The sequence below is a fragment of the Sphingopyxis sp. genome, from assembly GCF_050916055.1.
GTDB lineage: Bacteria > Pseudomonadota > Alphaproteobacteria > Sphingomonadales > Sphingomonadaceae > Sphingopyxis.
The window spans coordinates 2,613,736-2,631,163 of the sequence record NZ_CP051527.1; the positions used below are offsets into that span (position 1 = coordinate 2,613,736).

Genomic DNA, 17,428 nt, shown 5'->3' on the forward strand with positions numbered 1-17,428 from the left:
TGCCAAGGGCGGGCGGCTTCCCTACGTCTGGGGCATGACCGAAACCACCGCAAACACCCCGAACGATCCCGCCGGCCCCTGGGCCGTTCCCGTCCGCAAACCGCTGCCCGGCGACGAGCGGCCGCACGGCGGGACCAGCTTTCCGCGCAAGGTGTGGCACCTGCTGGTGGCGATCAAGGACGGGCTGGCGCTCGTCTTTCTGCTGCTGTTCTTCGTCCTGCTCTTCGGGCTGCTCGCCGGGCGGCCCAACGCCGGGCTGCCGGTGGCTGAGGGGGCGCTGCTGATCGAACTCGACGGGATCGTCAGCGAACAGCCGGCCGAGGTCGATACGCTCGCCGCGCTATCGGGCGGCAATGAGCTGCGCGAAATCCGCACCCGCGACGTCGTCCACGCGCTCGAAACCGCCGCCGGCGACAAGCGCGTCACCTCGGTCGTCCTCGACCTCGACCGCTTCCTCGGCGGCGGACAGGTCTCGCTCGCCGAAATCGGCAGCGCGATCGACAAGGTGCGGGCAAAGAAAAAGCCCGTACTCGCCTTCGCCACCGCCTATTCGACCGACAGCTATCAGGTCGCGGCGCACGCCAGCGAAATCTGGGCCGATCCGATCGGCGGCGTCGCGATCGCGGGGCCGGGCGGATCGCGCCTCTATTACAAGGGGTTGATGGACCGGCTGGGGGTCACCGCGAACATCTATCGCGTCGGCACCTTCAAAAGCGCGGTCGAGCCCTTTCTGCGCCCCGATCAGTCGCCCGAAGCCGAACAGGCGAACCTCGCCTATGCCGGCGCCCTGTGGGAAAACTGGCTGACCGACGTCAAGCGGGCGCGGCCGGCGGCAAAGGTCGATCCGTTCATCGCCGACACCGCGGGCGCGGTGCGCGCCGCGGGCAACGACCTCAGCAAGGCGTCGCTCGACGCCGGGCTGATCGACAAATTGGGCAGCCGCATGGCGTTCGACCGCCGCGTCGCCGAAATCAGCGGCGTCACCGACGAGAGCCGGCCGTGGGAATATAATGCGATCCCGCTCGAAAACTGGGTCGCCGCCAATCCCCCGGCGCTGCCCGGCACCGCGATTGCCGTCATCCCCGTCGTCGGCGAGATTGTCGATGGCGAAGCGCCGAGCGGCGTCGCCGGCGGCGAGACGATCGCCGCGCATATCCTCGACGCCGTCGCCGACACCAGCGTCAAAGCGATCGTCCTGCGCGTCGATTCGCCCGGCGGATCGGTGATGGCGTCGGAGCAGATCCGCCAGGCACTGCTGTCGGCCAAAGCGAAGAAGCTGCCCGTCGTGGTGTCGATGGCGAATGTCGCGGCATCGGGCGGTTACTGGATTTCGACCCCCGCCGACCGCATCTTCGCCGAGCCCGAGACGATCACCGGCTCGATCGGCGTCTTCGGCATCCTGCCCAGCTTCGAAAAGACGATCGCCAAGGTCGGCATCACCACCGACGGCATCGCGACGACGCCGCTGTCGGGTCAGCCCGACATCCTCGGCGGCGTCAACGCCGAGTTCAACGCCCTCGCCCAGGCCAGCGTCGAGGACATTTATGCGCGCTTCACCGGCCTCGTCGCCAAGAGCCGCAAGCAGCCGCTGGAAAAGATTCAGCAAATCGCCGAGGGCCGCGTCTGGGCCGGCGGCACCGCGCGCCAGCTCGGCCTGGTCGATCAGTTCGGCGGGCTGAGCGAAGCGATGGCGGCGGCAGCGAAATTTGCCAAGATCGACGGCGAATATCACGCCAAATATTTCGAGAACGAGCCCAGCGAATTCGCCAAGATGCTGGCGCAATGGTCGAGCGGCGAATCGGAAGAAAGCGCCGCCATGCCGCGCGGCTGGTTCGGGATTGCGGCGATGAACCGCCAGCTGACCGAGCGCCGCATCGTGCAGGATCTGACGATGCTGACCCAGTCGGGTTCGGTGCAGGCGGCCTGCCTCGACTGCCGCGCCTACCTGCCCGCGGTGCCGCGGTCGGGCGCTGGCGAAGCCAAAGGGTTCCTTGCGACGCTGGCGCTGTTGCTGAAGTAAATCCCCTCCCGCTTGCGGGAGGGGCAGCGAGACTTGCGAACTTGTTCGCTAGTCGCAGCGGGGTGGGCATTGCCGCACCGCCGCTGGCCCACCCCAACCCCTCCCGCAAGCGGGCGGGGAGAAGAAGCTACGCCGCCACCGCCACCTCGTGCGCATGCCCCGCGACCGCGTCCGCGAGCGTGTCGACGAGCGCGAGCGGCAGATCATGCCCCATGCCCGGAATGGTCAGCAGCCGCGCGCCCGGAATGGTCGTCGCCGTGTCCTTGCCGCCCGCGACGGGCACGAGCGGATCGGCCTCGCCGTGGATCACCAGGGTCGGCGCCGCGATGCGCTTCAGCATCGCCCGCCGGTCGCCATCGGCGACGATCGCCGCCATCTGCCGCGCGACCCCCTGCGGGTACCAGCCGCGTTCGAAATCGCCGCGCACCCGGCGCTGCAACCGCGCTTCTTCGGCGGGATAGCCGGGGCTGCCGATGACCCGCGCGGCGCGCACCGAATAGGCGATCATCGCCTCGGGATCGCCGCTCATCGGGCGGTTGGCAAGCACCTGCATCGCTTCCTTGCGCGCGCGCGGCAGGCGGGGATTGCCGGTGGTCGACATGATCGAGGTCAGCGACAGGGTGCGCTCGGGATAGCGCGCCGCGATATGCTGCGCGATCATCCCGCCCATCGAGGCGCCGACGATATGCGCGCGGTCGATGCCCAGCGTGTCGAGCAGCGCAACCCCGTCGGCGGCCATGTCGGCGAGCGTATAGGCGGCGCGCACCGGCAGCTTCAGCGCCGCCTTCACGAACATCCATTTCAGGTTCGGCACCCCCGCCGCATCGAAGCGCGTCGACAGGCCGACGTCGCGATTGTCGTAGCGGATGGTGCGGAAACCGTGCGCGACCAACGCATCGACGAACTCGTCGGGCCACAACGTCAATTGCCCGCCCAGCCCCATGACGAGCAGGATGACCGGCGCATCCTTTGGCCCCTTGTCCTCATAGGTGATCGAAATGCCGTTGGCGGTCGTCTGTTCGGTTTGCATGCTGCGGAAACCCCTCGTGCGATTTCCTGCACCTTGGCGCAGTTGACGCGAACGTCAAGCGGGGCGACTCAGCCTCCGCCCTTCGGATCGCGATAGGCCGGCAGCGCCAGCGACCAGCGGATCGCTGCGCCGCGCAGCGCAAAACCCGCGACCGCTCCGACCAGCGCCGCGACCGGGGTGCCAAGCCCCAGCGCGAGCAGGACAAGGAACAGCCCCGACGCCAGCGCCGCGGCGGTGACATAGATTTCGGGCCGCACGATGATCGACGGCACCCCCGCCAGCATGTCGCGGATCGTGCCGCCGACGCAGCCGGTGATGACGCCCATCAACAGCGCCGGCACCGTCGGCACCCCCCACGCCAGCGCCTTGGCGGTGCCGAACACCGCATAGGCGGCAAGCCCGACCGCGTCGGCCCATTCGAGCAATTGTCCCTGCCACCAGCGTTCGGGGGTGATCCACACGATCAGCGCGATCGCGATGCACACCGCCGCGATCGCCCCATCCTGTACCCAGAACACCGGCGCGCCGATCAACAGGTCGCGCACGCTGCCGCCGCCGACCCCGGTGACCAGCGCAAAGAAACCGGCGGTGACCAGCGTCTGGCGCAGCCGCACCGCCATCAGCGCGCCCGACAGCGCGAAGACGGCGATGCCGGCGAGGTCGAGCAGGCGGATGATCGTTTCGCTGGTCAATCTTGTGTCCCCGGTAAGGCCGATGCCGGACGATCAGCCGCGCGCAGGCAAGCCGCGCAGCACCGCAATTGCCAGCCCATAACCCACTATGGCCGCCGCGCCATAGCCAGCAAGCGGGGTCGGATAGGCCCCGACCAGCGACGCCGCGGTAAAGCCGCCCCATGCACCCGCGACGCCAAGCGCGCTAGCCCGATCGAATCGCTTCGCCAAAACCGGCGCAAGGATCGCGAACAGCAATGCCGCGACCATGAGCAGGCCGAACCCCGGATGCAGCACCCAGCTGTCGGCGACCATATGTTCGACGAAGCGGACCGGCGCCAGGGGATCGGCGCGAAAGAGGCTGGCGATCGCGCACAGCAGGGCCACGCCGTGCCCGGCGGCGATCACCGGTTCGCGCCAGCGCCGCCCGTGCGACGCGATATAACCGGCAGCAAGCGCCAGTGCGGCGGCGAAGTCGGGTTGCAGCAGGATGATCGCGGCGACCGCGGTCACCGCCGCCAGCTGCCAGCGATCGGAAAGGCGCGGCAGCGCCGCGAGCATCGCCGGCAACAGCAACAGCGCGGCGTGCAGCCGAACCGGGCCGACCGGCAGCCAGCGGCGCACGCCGTCGAGGTCGATGCCGCTGACCAGCGTCGCGCCGATCGCAGCAAGGCCGAGCGCGACAATCCCGATCGCGCCGCGGCTGCCGAGCCGACCGGCGGGCATCGCAAACATCGCGATCACCGCCAGGAGCAGCGACCCGGCGTTGAGCGGCAAATACGCGGCCGGCGCGCCGCCGATGCGGAAGACCAGCAGACCGCTCGCGACCGCCGCGACCAGCGCCGCTGCCGGCAGCCAGGGCGGCGGGCATGGCGCGGTCGGTTGGCGCGGCCCCGACACCGCTGCTTCAGACGTGGATCGGCTTGCCGGTCACCGCCATGGCGGCTTCCTTGATCGCCTCGCTGTGGGTCGGGTGCGCGTGGCAGGTGTAGGCGATGTCTTCGGACGTCGCGCCGAACTCCATCGCGATCGCGGCTTCGGCGATCATCGTGCCCGCGACGCTGGCGATGCACCACACGCCGAGCACGCGGTCGGTCTTGGCGTCGGAGATGATCTTCACGAACCCATCGGGCTCGTGGTTGGTCTTGGCACGGCTGTTGCCCGCCATCGGGAATTTGCCGACCTTGACCTCGCCCCCAGAAGCCGAAAGACGTTCCTTCGCCTGCTCTTCGGTCAGGCCGACCCCGGCAATTTCGGGCCAGGTATAGACGACCGAGGGGATGACGTCGTGGTTCACGATCCCGGTCTGACCCGCGATATTCTCGGCGCAGGCGATGCCTTCATCCTCGGCCTTGTGCGCGAGCATCGGGCCGGGGATGACGTCGCCGATCGCCCAAATCCCATCGACCGTGGTGCGGAAATCATGGCCGGTTTCGATCTGGCCGCGCTGGTTGACCGCCAGCCCCGCCTTGTCGAGCGCCAGGCCGTCGGTGTTCGGGCGCCGCCCGATCGACACCAGCACGACATCGGCCTCGAGCGTTTCGGCGTCGCCGCCCGCGGCGGGTTCGAGCGTCAGAACCGCCTTCTTGCCCTTGACCGATGCGCCGGTGACTTTGGTCTTCAGCTTGAACTCGATGCCCTGCTTCTTGAAGATGCGGTTGGCATCCTTGCGGATGTCGGCGTCCATGCCGGGCAGGATCTGGTCGAGGAACTCGACGCAGGTGACCTTGGCGCCGAGGCGGCGCCACACGCTGCCAAGCTCGAGCCCGATCACGCCGCCGCCGATGACGACCATATGGTCCGGTACCTTCGCAAGCTCGAGCGCGCCGGTCGAATCTACGATGATCTGCTTGTCGTTGTCGACCTCGACACCCGGCAGCGGGGTCACCGACGATCCGGTGGCGATGATGATATTCTTCGCGCGATAGGCCTTGCCCGCAACCTCGACCGTGTCGGCGGAGGTGAAGTTCGCATAGCCCTTCAGCCAGTCGACCTTGTTCTTCTTGAACAGGAATTCGATGCCGCCGGTCAGCCCCTTGACCGCGTCGATGCGCTGGCCGTGCATCGCGGGCAGGTTCAGCTTGGGGGTCACGTCGATCCCCATCTTCGCCATCGCGCCATTCGCCGCGGCGTCATAATATTCCGACGCGTGCAGCATCGCCTTCGACGGAATGCAGCCGACGTTGAGGCACGTCCCGCCCAGCGTCTCGCGCCCTTCGGCGCACGCGGTCTTCAGCCCCAGCTGCGCCGCGCGAATCGCCGCGACGTAACCGCCCGGGCCGGCACCGATGACAAGGACGTCGTAGTCGTAGTTCTGATCAGACATGGTGGTTCCGTTTCACGTGATAAGTGCAATGGCGTTAAGCGACTGCTCTGCCGCTTTACCTATGAATGCGCGCAAGCGACTGACATCTTGCATGAGAAACCCTCGCGCTTCCTCGCCCTCATCAACAAACAGATCAGCAAGATAGACATCTTCTTGCTTCATGGCCTGCGGATCAAAGCGCGCAGCGATTTCTTCGTCGCCAAGTTTTACAAGCTCTCGATGGCACGAGGCAAGCGATGCAGCTGGGATAATCCAGGCCGGTCCGTATCCGTTGTCGGGGCCAATCTCTTCAAAGTTGCCGATAATGATGCTCAGCTGATCGCTGGTCGCGCCGGCCGATCCAGTCAACAGAAAGTGGACGCCATGCCATTGCTTGTCCAAATCGATCTGCTGACCCGATTTATAGGCCACCTCCGAATTGACGAAGTCATACGCGTTATCCGGTTGGCGCCGGATCGAAGCGATGTCCTCGTCGGTAGCGAAAGTGGCGACCCAAACCATGCCCATCTTCGACGTCCTTACAAATTGATCAGCAACCGCGTCGGATCCTCGATCGCTTCCTTGATCGTCTTCAGGAAGGTCACCGCCTCGCGGCCGTCGACCAGGCGGTGGTCATAGCTCAGCGCCAGATACATCATCGGACGCACGACGATTTCGCCGTTCACCACCACCGCGCGGTCCTCGATGCGGTGGAGGCCGAGCACCGCCGACTGCGGCGGGTTGATGATCGGGGTCGACATCAGCGACCCAAACACGCCACCGTTCGAAATGGTAAAGGTGCCGCCGGTCATGTCGTCCATCGTCAGCGTGCCGTCCTTGGCGCGCTTGCCGAAGTCGCCGATCGTCTTTTCGATCTCGGCAAAGCTCAGCGTCTCTGCGTTGCGGATCACCGGCACGACCAGCCCGCTCGGGCCGCTGACCGCAACCGAGATGTCCATATAATTGTTATAGACGATCTCGTCGCCGTCGATCCGGCCGTTGACCGCGGGAATGTCCTTCAGCGCGAGGCACGCCGCCTTGCTGAAAAAGCCCATGAAGCCCAGCCGCACGCCATGCTTCTTTTCGAACAGGTCCTTGTAACGCGTGCGCGCCTCGATCACCGCCGACATGTCGACGTCGTTGAACGTCGTCAGCATCGCCGCGGTGTCCTGCGCCGATTTCAGCCGCTTGGCGATCGTCTGGCGCAGGCGCGTCATCTTGACGCGCTCTTCCTGCCGGCCCGGTGCGCCGCTCGCGGCGGGGGCGGGCGCCGCGGCGGCCGGGGCCGGCGCAGCCTCGGGCGCCGCATTGGCGGCGGCGAGCACATCTTCCTTGGTCAGCCGGCCGTCCTTGCCGCTGCCCTTGATCTTGCTGGGGTCGAGCCCATGCTCGAGCACCAGGCGGCGCACCGCGGGCGACAGCGTCGTGACGCCATCGCCTTCGTCGGCGGCGGGGGCCGATGCGGCGGGCGCCGGCGCCGCGGCTTCGGCCTTGGCGGGCGCGGGCGCGGGTGCAGCGGCGGGCGCGGCGGCCTTGCCATCGCCCGCGTCGATCGTCGCGATGACCGCGCCGACATTGACCGTATCGCCGACCGCGGCGACCTGCTGGCCCATCACGCCGGCGACCGGCGAAGGAACCTCGACCGCGACCTTGTCGGTCTCGAGGCTGGCGATCGGCTCGTCGACCGCGACCGCGTCGCCCGGCTTTTTCAGCCATTCGCCGATCGTCGCTTCGGTGACGCTTTCACCCAGCGTGGGGACTTTGACTTCGGTGCTCATCGTCTCTTCTCTTTCCGTACCCCTGCCAAGGCAGGGGTCCATCATCAAACGGTTGGAGATGACCCCCTGCCTTCGCAGGGGTCCATCCTGTGAACCTAGGCCTTCTTCTTGGTCCGGCGGATTTCGGCGCGCACCGACAGGCCGAGTGCATCGGCGACCAGCGCCGCCTGCTCGGTCTGGTGGCGGCTCATCAGACCGGTCGCGGGCGACGCGGCGGCGTGGCGGCCGGCGTAGCGCGGCCGCATCCCCTTGTGCCCCGCTTCGTCGAGGCTGTCCTCGATCAGCCGGTCGACGTGGAACCAGGCGCCGTTGTTCTTCGGCTCTTCCTGCGCCCAGACGACGCATTCGAGGTTGGGCATCCGCTTCAGCCGCACCGCCAGCGCCTCGCCGGGGAAGGGATAGAGCTGTTCGATGCGCACCACGCTGACGTCGTCGAGGCCCGCGGTATCGCGCGCCTCCATCAGGTCATAGGCGACCTTGCCCGAACAGAGCACCAGCCGCTTCACCTTGTCGTCGGCCGGCGGGGTCATGTCCGACAGGATGCGCATGAAATGCGATTCGCCGATGAAATCCTCGCGCGGGCTGACCGCCAGCTTGTGCCGCAGCAGCGACTTCGGCGTCATGATGATCAGCGGTTTGCGGAAATCGCGCAGCATCTGGCGGCGCAGGACGTGGAAATAATTCGCCGGCGTCGTGATGTTGCACACCTGGATATTGTCACCCGCGCACAGTTGCAGGAAGCGTTCGAGGCGCGCCGAGCTATGTTCGGGGCCCTGCCCTTCATAGCCGTGCGGCAGCAGCAGCACGAGCCCGTTGGCGCGCAGCCACTTGGCCTCGCCCGACGCGATGAACTGGTCGATCATGATCTGGGCGCCGTTGGCGAAATCGCCGAACTGCGCTTCCCACAGCACCAGCGACTTCGGATCGGCCATCGCATAGCCATATTCGAAGCCGAGCACGCCATATTCGGAAAGCGGGCTGTCGAGCACCTCGAAGCGGCCGTGCGGCAGCGTCGCGAGCGGGATATATTTGCGCTCGCTCGTCTGGTCGACCCACACCGCGTGGCGCTGGCTGAAGGTGCCGCGCCCCGAATCCTGCCCCGACAGGCGGACCTGATAGCCTTCGCTGAGCAGCGTCCCGAACGCGAGCGCCTCGCCGGTCGCCCAGTCGAACTTCTCGCCCGACTTGAACATCTCGGCGCGCCCGTCGATCACGCGGCGCAGCGTCTTGTGGGCGTCGAGGTCGCCCGGGATCGTGGTGATCGCGCGGCCGACCGCGTCGAACAGCTTGCGCTCGACCCCGGTTTCGACGTTGCGGCGCGTCCCGGCGTCTTCCTTCGGCGCATACAGCCCCGACCAGCGGCCGGCGAACCAGTCGGCCTTGTTCGCCTTGTAATTCGCCCCCAGCTTGAACTCGTCTTCCAGATGGTCGGTGAATTCGGCGCGATGCGCGGCGACGAAATCCTCCTCGACCATCTTTTCCGCGACCAGCCGCGCGCCGAAGATTTCGCTCACCGGCGGATGCTGGCGGATCACCTTGTACATCAGCGGCTGGGTAAAGCTCGGCTCGTCGCCTTCATTGTGGCCGAAGCGGCGATAGCACCACATGTCGATGACGATGTCGCGCTTGAACTGCTGGCGGAAATCGATCGCGAGCTTGCAGGCAAAGGTCACCGCCTCGGGATCGTCGCCGTTGACGTGCAGGATCGGCGCCTGGACGCCCTTGGCGACGTCCGACGGATAGGGCGACGAGCGCGCGAACTGCGGGCTGGTGGTAAAGCCGATCTGGTTGTTGACGATGAAGTGGATGCAACCGCCGGTGTTGTACCCGGGGACACCCGAAAACCCCAGGCATTCCCACACGATGCCCTGCCCCGCGAATGCCGCGTCGCCGTGGATCAGCACCGGCAGCACCTGTTCATGCTTGGCCAGGTCGTCGCGGTGGACCTGCTGCGCGCGCACCTTGCCGAGCACGACCGGATCGACCGCCTCGAGGTGCGAGGGGTTGGGGACGAGCGACATATGGACGCTGATCCCGTCGAACTCGCGGTCGGTCGAGGTGCCGAGATGATATTTGACGTCGCCCGACCCGCCGACATCGTCGGGGTTGGCGCTGCCGCCCGAAAATTCGTGGAAGATCACGCGGTAAGGTTTGCCCATGACATTGGCGAGCATGTTCAGCCGGCCGCGGTGCGCCATGCCGTACACGATCTCGCGCACGCCGTACTGGCCGCCATATTTGATGATCGATTCCATCGCCGGGATCATCGCCTCGCCGCCGTCGAGCCCGAAGCGTTTGGTACCGACATATTTCCTGGCGAGGAATTTCTCCCACTCCTCGGCCTCGATCACCTTTTTCAGGATCGCCTTCTTGCCCTCGGGGCTGAACTCGACGCGCTTGTCGGCGCCTTCCATGCGGTCCTGCAGGAAGCGCCGCTCCTCGACGTCGGCGATGTGCATATATTCCAGCCCGACATGCCCGCAGTAATTCGCCTGCAGGATCGCGACGATCTCGCGCACCGTCGCCTTCTCCAGGCCCATCGTCCCGCCCAGATACACCGGCCGGTCCTGATCGGCGCCGACGAAGCCATGATATTCCGGGGTCAGGTCGGCGGGCAGTTCGCGCTTCGACAGCCCGAGCGGATCGAGATTGGCGCCGAGATGGCCGCGCACCCGATAGGTGCGGATCAGCATCATCGCGCGGATCGAATCGTCGGCAGCGCGCTCGACCTCGGCGGCGGACAGCGCCGCGCCGGCCTTCGCCGCCGCCGCCTTCACCGCGACCTGCATCTGCTGCGGGTCGAGCGCGGCGGTCAGGTCGTCGCTGTCGATGACGGGCCAGTTCTTCGGCGCCCAGCTGGGGCCGGCCTGCGGCTCGTCGATGTCAAAGCTCTGTCGTTCGAGATTCATTGTCATTGTCCATTCGCGGGGAGGAATGGTGGTAAGGGCATCCGAAGGGTCAACGCCCGCCGACAGCGCGATGTTGCCGGCGGGCGTTCGATCAGACGCGTTCCTTGAGCACTTCGGCGAGCGTGGTGCCGAGTTCGGAGGGGCTGGCCGACACCGCAATGCCGGCGGCTTCCATCGCCGCGATCTTGCTTTCGGCGTCGCCCTTGCCGCCCGACACGATCGCGCCGGCATGGCCCATGCGGCGGCCCGGAGGCGCGGTGCGGCCCGCGATGAAGCCCGCCATCGGCTTCTTGCGGCCACGCTTGGCTTCGTCGATCAGGAACTGCGCCGCCTGTTCCTCGGCGTCGCCGCCGATTTCGCCGATCATGATGATCGACTTGGTCGCCTCGTCGGCGAGGAAGAGCTCGAGCACGTCGATGAAGTTGGTGCCGTTGACCGGGTCGCCGCCGATGCCGACCGCGGTCGTCTGACCGAGGCCGACGTTGGTCGTTTGGAACACCGCTTCATAGGTCAGCGTGCCCGAGCGCGAGACGACGCCGACGCTGCCCTTCGAGAAAATGCTGCCGGGCATGATGCCGATCTTGCACTCGCCCGGCGTCAGCACGCCGGGGCAGTTCGGACCGATCAGGCGCGATTTCGAACCCGACAGCGCGCGCTTCACCTTGACCATGTCGAGCACCGGGATGCCCTCGGTGATGCAGACGATCAGCTCCATCTCGGCATCGATCGCCTCGAGGATCGAGTCGGCGGCGAACGGCGGCGGCACGTAAATGCAGCTCGCGGTCGCGCCGGTCGCGGCCTTGGCCTCTTCGACCGTGTTGAAGTTCGGCAGCCCGATATGCGTCGTGCCGCCCTTGCCCGGCGTCACGCCGCCGACCATCTTGGTGCCATAGGCGAGCGCCTGTTCGGTGTGGAAGGTGCCGGTGGCACCGGTCATCCCTTGCGTGATGACCTTGGTATTCTTGTCGATGAGGATGCTCATTCGCTTTGTTCCATTTCTCGTGCCCCTGCGAAGGCAGGGGCCCATCTCCAAACTTTTCGGTCACCCGCCGCCTTGACTTTCGAGCGCGGGTGATGGGCCCCTGCCTGCGCAGGGGCACAGCAATTTACGCGAGACTCGAATCCAGCGCCTTACACGCATCGAGCAGTTCCTTGACCGCATCGACCGACACCTGCAGCCCGGCCTTGTCTTCGGCATCGAGTTCGATCTCGACGATCTTCTCGACCCCGCCGGCGCCGATCATCACCGGGACGCCGACATACAGGCCGTCGAGGCCGTACTGGCCATCGACATAGGCTGCGCAGGGCAGGATGCGCTTCTGGTCGCCCAGATAGGCTTCGGCCATCGCGATGCCGCTCGCGGCCGGCGCATAGAAAGCCGAACCGGTGCCGAGCAGCGCGACGATTTCGCCGCCGCCGCCGCGGGTGCGCTTGACGATCGCGTCGATCTTGTCCTGGCTCGACAGGCCCATCTTGACGAGGTCGGGAACGGGGATGCCGTTGACGGTCGAATAGCGGACGACGGGGACCATCGTGTCGCCATGACCGCCGAGCACGAAGGTGTTCACATCCTTCACCGACACGGCGAACTCGTCGGCGATGAAGTGGCTGAAGCGCGCCGAATCGAGCACGCCCGCCATGCCGACGACCTTGTTGTGCGGCAGCCCCGAAAATTCGCGCAGCGCCCACACCATGGCGTCCAAAGGATTGGTGATGCAGATGACGAAGGCGTCGGGGGCGTTGGCCTTAATGCCCTCACCCACGGCCTTCATGACCTTCAAATTGATGCCGAGCAGGTCGTCGCGGCTCATCCCCGGCTTGCGGGCGACCCCGGCGGTGACGATGATGACGTCGGCGCCTGCGATGTCCTTGTAATCGTTCGAACCAGTGATCTTCGCATCGAAGCCCGCGATCGGGCCGACCTGCGACAGGTCGAGCGCCTTGCCCTGCGGCACGCCTTCGACCACGTCGAACAGGACGACGTCGCCGAGTTCCTTCTGCGCGGCGAGCAGCGCCAGCGTCCCGCCGATATTCCCGGCTCCGATCAATGCGATCTTCTTGCGTCCCATGGCGCGCGGCACTCCCTTCTGGCAAGCCCGGCAATTGGTTCACAGACCGGCGGAGGCACGGGCTGAAGCCCCTTGCCGGTCCCAAGACTGGCGACCCCCTACGCCGATTCCGGTAAGGAAACAACCGCGAAAAGGGCGAAATTCCGCCTTTTTTTGCAAATAGTTCGCAATAGCTTTAGAGATGGTTTCAGGCGAAATCGATCGTCGGATCGCGGCCGATTATGACCGGTTTGTCACATTTGCTTGGCCGTCGGGCGGCGGCACGATAAGCCAAAGGGGACATTCGGACTTGGGAAAGAGACGCCTATGATCAGCAAGGGTTCCGCCGGCTTCGCCATCGCGCTGGCGCTTGGCCTCGCGGCGCCCGCCGAGGCGAGCGAGGAGGGCTGGGACGATGCCGGCACGATCGCCAAAAACGCGCTGGTCGTCGCCGCCTTCGGGGTTCCGGCGGTGCAGGGCGACTGGGACGGCCTGCTGCAGGCGGGCGGCAGCATCGGCGGCACCATCCTGATCACCCAGGGGCTGAAGGAGACGTTCCCGTCGCGGCGCCCCGACGGCAGCGACAACAAGAGCTTTCCCTCGGGCCACACCTCGACCAGCTTTGCCGCCGCGGCGACGCTGCACAACCGCTACGGGTGGGAGGCGGGGCTGCCCGCCTATGTCGTCGCCTCCTTCGTCGGCCTCTCGCGCGTCGAGGCGCGCAAGCACCGCGTCGGCGACGTCCTCGTCGGCGCAGCGATCGGCACCGCGACTGGCCATCTGATCACCCGCAAGGCGAACGACCGGGTGCAGATTGTTCCGTGGGGCAGCACCAACGGCGCCGGTGTCGATGTGACGATGCGCTTCTAACGCCATCAAGCCCCTCTCCTTCAGGGGAGGGGATTTGCCCACCCCCGATTAACCCTCCCTATACCGCCGCGCTGCTAGGCTCGCAGGAATGACGCGGGCGATCATCAGTTTCGATACCGAATTGTCGGCCGGGCTGCACCAGCGCGGCGCATCGGCGCGCGCCAATTTCGACAGCTCGATCCTCGGGCGTTGCCGCGACGGCGACTTCGGCATCCATTTCCAGATGGACATGCTCGAACGCCGCGGGCTGACCGGCGTCTATTTCGTCGATCCGATGCCGGCGCTGGTCCACGGCCCGGCCATCGTCCGCGACATCGTCGCGCCGATCGTCGCGCGCGGGCACGAGGTGCAACTGCATATCCACACCGAATGGCTGGAATTCGCGCGGCTGAACCCGGTCGGCCGCCTGACCGGGCGCAACATCGGCGATTTCCCGCTCGCGGCGCAGAAAAAGCTGATCGGCCTTGCCTGCGACATGCTGGTGCGCGCCGGCGCGCCCGAACCCACCGCCTTTCGCGCCGGCAATTTCGGCGCCAACGACGACACGCTGCGCGCGCTCGCCGCGCTCGGCCTGCGCTACGACAGCAGCTTCAACGCCGCCTATGTCGGGCATGGCTGCGACATCGCGCTCGATTCCCGCAACATCGGCATGCGCGTGCATCACGGCGTGTGCGAGGTGCCGGTCAGCGGCCTGATGGACCGCAGCGACAGCTTTCGCCCGGCGCAGCTTTGCGCCATGTCCGAAGAGGAAATGCGCGACGCGCTCGATCATGCCGCGGCGAGCGGGGCGCACCAGTTCTCGGCCTTCAGCCACAGTTTCGAATTGCTCAGCCGCGACCGCCAGGTGCCGAACCGGCTGGCGATCGCGCGCATGGAGGCGCTGTGCCGCGCCGTCGCGAACGATCCGCGCGTGACCAGCGGCGGCTTTGCCGACCTGCCCGAACCGCCGGCGCGCGCCGGTCCGATCCGCCTGCCCGATCCGCGCCCGCTGCGCACGCTGCGCCGCACCGCCGAACAGGCCGCAGGGCATCTGGCGCACGAGGTGCGCTATGTCCGCAGCCTCGCCTATGTCACCGCCAACACGTCGCGCTGGGGCAAGATCGCCGGGGGCATCCTGCTGGCCGTCGCCTGAGGTCTGACCCTATGACGGGCCGTGACCGAGCGCGAGATATTCGTCCGACTGCATTTCGGCAAGGCGGCTCGCGGTGCGTTCGAACTCGAACGCGCCGTCGCCCGCCACATACAGCGCGTCGGGGAGCGCCGCGGCGCTCGCGAGCAGCTTGACCTTATATTCGTAGAGCGCATCGACGAGGGTGACGAAGCGCGCCGCCTCGTTGCGGTTTTCGGCTCCCATGCGCGGGATGCCGACGATGATCACGGTGTGAAAATGCCGCGCCACCGCCAGATAGTCGGACGCCCCGCGCGCCTCGGCGCACAGCCGCTTGAACGAAAACACCGCGACGCCCTTCAGCGCCTTGGGAACATGCAGCGTCCGCCCGCCCCCCAGGTCGAGGTCGAGCGTCGGGACATGCGCCCGGTCCTCGGGCGGATAATCGGTGAGGCGAAAAAACGCCGCCGACAGCGCGGCGCTCGCGGCATCGTCGGCGGGGACGAACCAGCGCGCCCCGTCGCCCAGCCGGTCGCGGCGATAATCGGTCGGGCCGTTCAGCCCCATCACGTCGAGCCGCTCTTCGACCAGCGCGATGAAGGGCAGAAAATGTTCGCGGTTCAGTCCGTCCTTGTACAGGTCGGACGGCGGCCGGTTCGACGTCGCGATCACCGTCACCCCGCGCTCGATCAGCGCCGTGAACAGGCGCGAGAGGATCATCGCGTCGGCGCTGTTGTTCACCACCATCTCGTCGAACGCCAGGCACCGGACGTTTTCGACCAGCGCATCGGCAACGAGCGGGATCGGGTCGCCGCTCTCCTGCTTGCGCACCTCGCGCATCCGCGCATGGACGTCGAGCATGAAGGCATGGAAATGCACCCGCTGTTTGCGCGCGATGCCCAGCCGGTCATAGAACAGGTCCATCAGCATCGACTTGCCGCGCCCGACCCCGCCCCACAGATAGACGCCGCGCGGCGCCTCGGGCTTGCGGCCGGTCAGCCGCCACAGCAGGCTGCCCCGCGGCGGCTCGGCCTCGAGTTCGGTCTGGAGCCGGTTCAGCCGCTCGACCGCGGCGCGCTGCTCGGGATCGGGCCTCAGTTCACCACCCGCGACCAGCGCGTCATAGGCGGCAAGCACCGCGGTGGTCATTTGCTCGCCTTGCGGATCGTCCCGGCAAAGCTCAGCACGATGTGGCTGTCGTCCGCGCCCTGAACCACCAGCCCGCGCAGAAAGATCAATCGCCCGGTCTCGCGCACCAGCTCGACGACGGCGTCGAGCGGCTCGCCCACCCGGCCGGCACCGACGAACTGCGTCGACAGGTCCAGCGTCACCGAATGCCCCGCGTTGAGCGCACCGAACTGGTGCGACGCCGCGAACAGCGCGATATCGACGAGCGCCAGCGTGACTGCGCCATGGACATTGTCGCCTAGATTGCTGTGCTGGCGCTGCGGGATCATCCGCACCCGCGCGCACGGGCGCCCGTCCGCCGTCGGCCGTTCGGCGCGCACGGTCAGCGGTTCGATGAAGCTGTTGAAGCGCGTCGGATCCTTCAGGTCCCAGCTGACCCAGCCGCCCTCCAGCGCCTCGGCGCTGAAATGGTCGCGCCGCTTCGGCTCTTCGATTCCGTCGTTCACAGCGGGTCTTTCGCAGGGCGGCGACGGCGCGGGACCGCCGCGTGGATCAAACCTGGCGCTCGGCCGTCAGCTTCTTGATCTCGGCGATCGCGCGCGCCGGATTGAGCCCCTTGGGGCAGGCGTTGGCGCAGTTCATGATCGTGTGGCAGCGATAGAGCCGGAACGGATCTTCCAGCTCGTCGAGCCGCTCACCGGTCATTTCGTCGCGGCTGTCGGCGAGCCAGCGATACGCCTGGAGCAGGATCGCGGGACCCAGGAACTTGTCGCTGTTCCACCAATAGCTGGGGCAGCTCGTCGAGCAACAGGCGCACAGGATGCACTCGTACAATCCGTCGAGCTTTTCGCGCTCGGCGGGCGACTGGAGCCGTTCCTTGCCGCTCGGCGTCGTCGTCTTGGTCTTCAGCCACGGTTCGATCGACGCATATTGCGCATAGAAATGGGTGAAATCGGGGACGAGATCCTTGATGACGTCCATATGCGGCAGCGGGGTGATCTTGATATCGCCCTTCAGATCCTCGATCGCGGTGGTGCACGCTAGGCCGTTCTTGCCGTTCATGTTCATCGAACAGCTGCCGCAAATGCCCTCGCGGCACGAACGGCGGAAGGTCAGCGAGGCGTCCTGCTCGCCCTTCATCTTGATCAGCGCGTCGAGCACCATCGGCCCGCACGTCTCGGTGTCGATCTCGAAGGTGTCGAACCGCGGATTTTCGCCCTTGTCGGGATCGTAGCGATAGACTTTGAACGTCTTGACCGCGCGCGCGCCCTCGGCCTTGTGGACGGTGCCGCCCTTTTGCGGGCGGCTGTTCTTGGGCAGACGAAATTCGGCCATGGCGCGGGTTCCTCTATGCAATTGCGGGTCGGACTAGACCCGATTGACGAGGTCGGCAAGGGGGTGGATGGCGCAATTCAAGCCCCTCCCCTTCGGGGAGGGGTTGGGGTGGGGGCCATCGGCCTGGTGCAACGTTTCTGGCCCCCACCCGCTGCGACTAGGCGGCGAGCCGCCAAGTCTCGCTGCCCTCCCCTGAAGGGGAGGGATGTAATTCAGAAAAATAGCC

15 protein-coding genes are annotated in these 17,428 nt (G+C 66.7%); 3 read left to right on the plus strand and 12 right to left on the minus strand.

The window, feature by feature from the left end; translation table 11 throughout:
- Window positions 1-34 precede the first annotated feature (34 nt).
- The gene (gene sppA, locus HEQ22_RS12720; RefSeq protein ID WP_432768264.1) at window positions 35-2,020 is read left to right on the plus strand and encodes a signal peptide peptidase SppA; all 1,986 of its coding nucleotides are present in this window, start codon (window positions 35-37) and stop codon (window positions 2,018-2,020) included.
- A 127-nt stretch (window positions 2,021-2,147) separates the two neighbouring features.
- Here the strand turns inward: sppA and HEQ22_RS12725 are convergent, their stop codons facing one another.
- From HEQ22_RS12725 to mdh, 9 genes are all read right to left on the minus strand, one after another.
- The gene (locus HEQ22_RS12725) at window positions 2,148-3,050 is read right to left on the minus strand and encodes an alpha/beta fold hydrolase (RefSeq protein ID WP_432768265.1); all 903 of its coding nucleotides are present in this window, start codon (window positions 3,048-3,050) and stop codon (window positions 2,148-2,150) included.
- Between the two features lie 68 nt (window positions 3,051-3,118).
- Window positions 3,119-3,670, minus strand: a complete 552-nt coding sequence (locus tag HEQ22_RS12730) for a trimeric intracellular cation channel family protein (protein ID WP_432770874.1) — start codon at window positions 3,668-3,670, stop codon at window positions 3,119-3,121.
- 105 nt (window positions 3,671-3,775) lie between these two features.
- Window positions 3,776-4,621 (minus strand): hypothetical protein, encoded by an 846-nt coding sequence (locus HEQ22_RS12735; RefSeq protein WP_432768266.1) that lies wholly within the window; start codon window positions 4,619-4,621, stop codon window positions 3,776-3,778.
- Between the two features lie 7 nt (window positions 4,622-4,628).
- Entirely contained in the window at window positions 4,629-6,047 is a 1,419-nt protein-coding gene (gene lpdA, locus HEQ22_RS12740; protein WP_432768267.1) for a dihydrolipoyl dehydrogenase, read from the minus strand.
- 12 nt (window positions 6,048-6,059) lie between these two features.
- Window positions 6,060-6,554: a YfbM family protein gene (locus HEQ22_RS12745; RefSeq protein ID WP_432768268.1), complete on the minus strand. Its 495-nt coding sequence runs from the start codon at window positions 6,552-6,554 to the stop codon at window positions 6,060-6,062.
- A gap of 11 nt (window positions 6,555-6,565) precedes the next feature.
- A complete protein-coding gene (odhB, locus tag HEQ22_RS12750) occupies window positions 6,566-7,804 on the minus strand; it encodes a 2-oxoglutarate dehydrogenase complex dihydrolipoyllysine-residue succinyltransferase (protein WP_432768269.1) in 1,239 nt (412 codons plus the stop codon).
- A gap of 95 nt (window positions 7,805-7,899) precedes the next feature.
- The gene (locus HEQ22_RS12755) at window positions 7,900-10,713 is read right to left on the minus strand and encodes a 2-oxoglutarate dehydrogenase E1 component (RefSeq protein ID WP_432768270.1); all 2,814 of its coding nucleotides are present in this window, start codon (window positions 10,711-10,713) and stop codon (window positions 7,900-7,902) included.
- A 91-nt stretch (window positions 10,714-10,804) separates the two neighbouring features.
- Window positions 10,805-11,695, minus strand: a complete 891-nt coding sequence (sucD, locus tag HEQ22_RS12760; RefSeq protein ID WP_432768271.1) for a succinate--CoA ligase subunit alpha — start codon at window positions 11,693-11,695, stop codon at window positions 10,805-10,807.
- A 124-nt stretch (window positions 11,696-11,819) separates the two neighbouring features.
- Window positions 11,820-12,782, minus strand: coding sequence for a malate dehydrogenase (mdh, locus tag HEQ22_RS12765; RefSeq protein WP_432768272.1), 963 nt, complete (start codon window positions 12,780-12,782; stop codon window positions 11,820-11,822).
- Window positions 12,783-13,088: 306 nt separating this feature from the next.
- Between mdh and HEQ22_RS12770 the strand changes: the two genes are divergently transcribed.
- Both HEQ22_RS12770 and HEQ22_RS12775 read left to right on the plus strand, forming a co-directional pair.
- The gene (locus HEQ22_RS12770; RefSeq protein WP_432768273.1) at window positions 13,089-13,631 is read left to right on the plus strand and encodes a phosphatase PAP2 family protein; all 543 of its coding nucleotides are present in this window, start codon (window positions 13,089-13,091) and stop codon (window positions 13,629-13,631) included.
- 88 nt (window positions 13,632-13,719) lie between these two features.
- Entirely contained in the window at window positions 13,720-14,763 is a 1,044-nt protein-coding gene (locus tag HEQ22_RS12775; RefSeq protein ID WP_432768274.1) for a polysaccharide deacetylase family protein, read from the plus strand.
- A gap of 9 nt (window positions 14,764-14,772) precedes the next feature.
- Here HEQ22_RS12775 and zapE read toward each other — a convergent pair whose 3' ends face one another.
- From zapE to HEQ22_RS12790, 3 genes are read right to left on the minus strand one after another with little or no spacing between them, the layout of a single operon-like run.
- Entirely contained in the window at window positions 14,773-15,888 is a 1,116-nt protein-coding gene (gene zapE / locus HEQ22_RS12780) for a cell division protein ZapE (RefSeq protein ID WP_432768275.1), read from the minus strand.
- Entirely contained in the window at window positions 15,885-16,373 is a 489-nt protein-coding gene (locus HEQ22_RS12785) for a PaaI family thioesterase (protein ID WP_432768276.1), read from the minus strand. The genes zapE and HEQ22_RS12785 overlap by 4 nt, the downstream gene beginning before the upstream one ends.
- Before the next feature lie 46 nt (window positions 16,374-16,419).
- Complete coding sequence (locus tag HEQ22_RS12790) at window positions 16,420-17,202, minus strand: succinate dehydrogenase iron-sulfur subunit (RefSeq protein WP_432768277.1); 783 nt, start codon at window positions 17,200-17,202, stop codon at window positions 16,420-16,422.
- Window positions 17,203-17,428: the final 226 nt, after the last annotated feature.

Coding starts and splice junctions, on each gene's coding strand:
- sppA (WP_432768264.1), top strand. CDS start 35: ATGACCGAAACCACCGCAAACACCCCGAACGATCCCGCCGGCCCCTGG.
- HEQ22_RS12725 (WP_432768265.1), bottom strand. CDS start 3,050: ATGCAAACCGAACAGACGACCGCCAACGGCATTTCGATCACCTATGAG.
- HEQ22_RS12730 (WP_432770874.1), bottom strand. CDS start 3,670: ATGGCGGTGCGGCTGCGCCAGACGCTGGTCACCGCCGGTTTCTTTGCG.
- lpdA (WP_432768267.1), bottom strand. CDS start 6,047: ATGTCTGATCAGAACTACGACTACGACGTCCTTGTCATCGGTGCCGGC.
- HEQ22_RS12745 (WP_432768268.1), bottom strand. CDS start 6,554: ATGGGCATGGTTTGGGTCGCCACTTTCGCTACCGACGAGGACATCGCT.
- odhB (WP_432768269.1), bottom strand. CDS start 7,804: ATGAGCACCGAAGTCAAAGTCCCCACGCTGGGTGAAAGCGTCACCGAA.
- HEQ22_RS12755 (WP_432768270.1), bottom strand. CDS start 10,713: ATGAATCTCGAACGACAGAGCTTTGACATCGACGAGCCGCAGGCCGGC.
- sucD (WP_432768271.1), bottom strand. CDS start 11,695: ATGAGCATCCTCATCGACAAGAATACCAAGGTCATCACGCAAGGGATG.
- mdh (WP_432768272.1), bottom strand. CDS start 12,782: ATGGGACGCAAGAAGATCGCATTGATCGGAGCCGGGAATATCGGCGGG.
- HEQ22_RS12770 (WP_432768273.1), top strand. CDS start 13,089: ATGATCAGCAAGGGTTCCGCCGGCTTCGCCATCGCGCTGGCGCTTGGC.
- HEQ22_RS12775 (WP_432768274.1), top strand. CDS start 13,720: ATGACGCGGGCGATCATCAGTTTCGATACCGAATTGTCGGCCGGGCTG.
- zapE (WP_432768275.1), bottom strand. CDS start 15,888: ATGACCACCGCGGTGCTTGCCGCCTATGACGCGCTGGTCGCGGGTGGT.
- HEQ22_RS12790 (WP_432768277.1), bottom strand. CDS start 17,202: ATGGCCGAATTTCGTCTGCCCAAGAACAGCCGCCCGCAAAAGGGCGGC.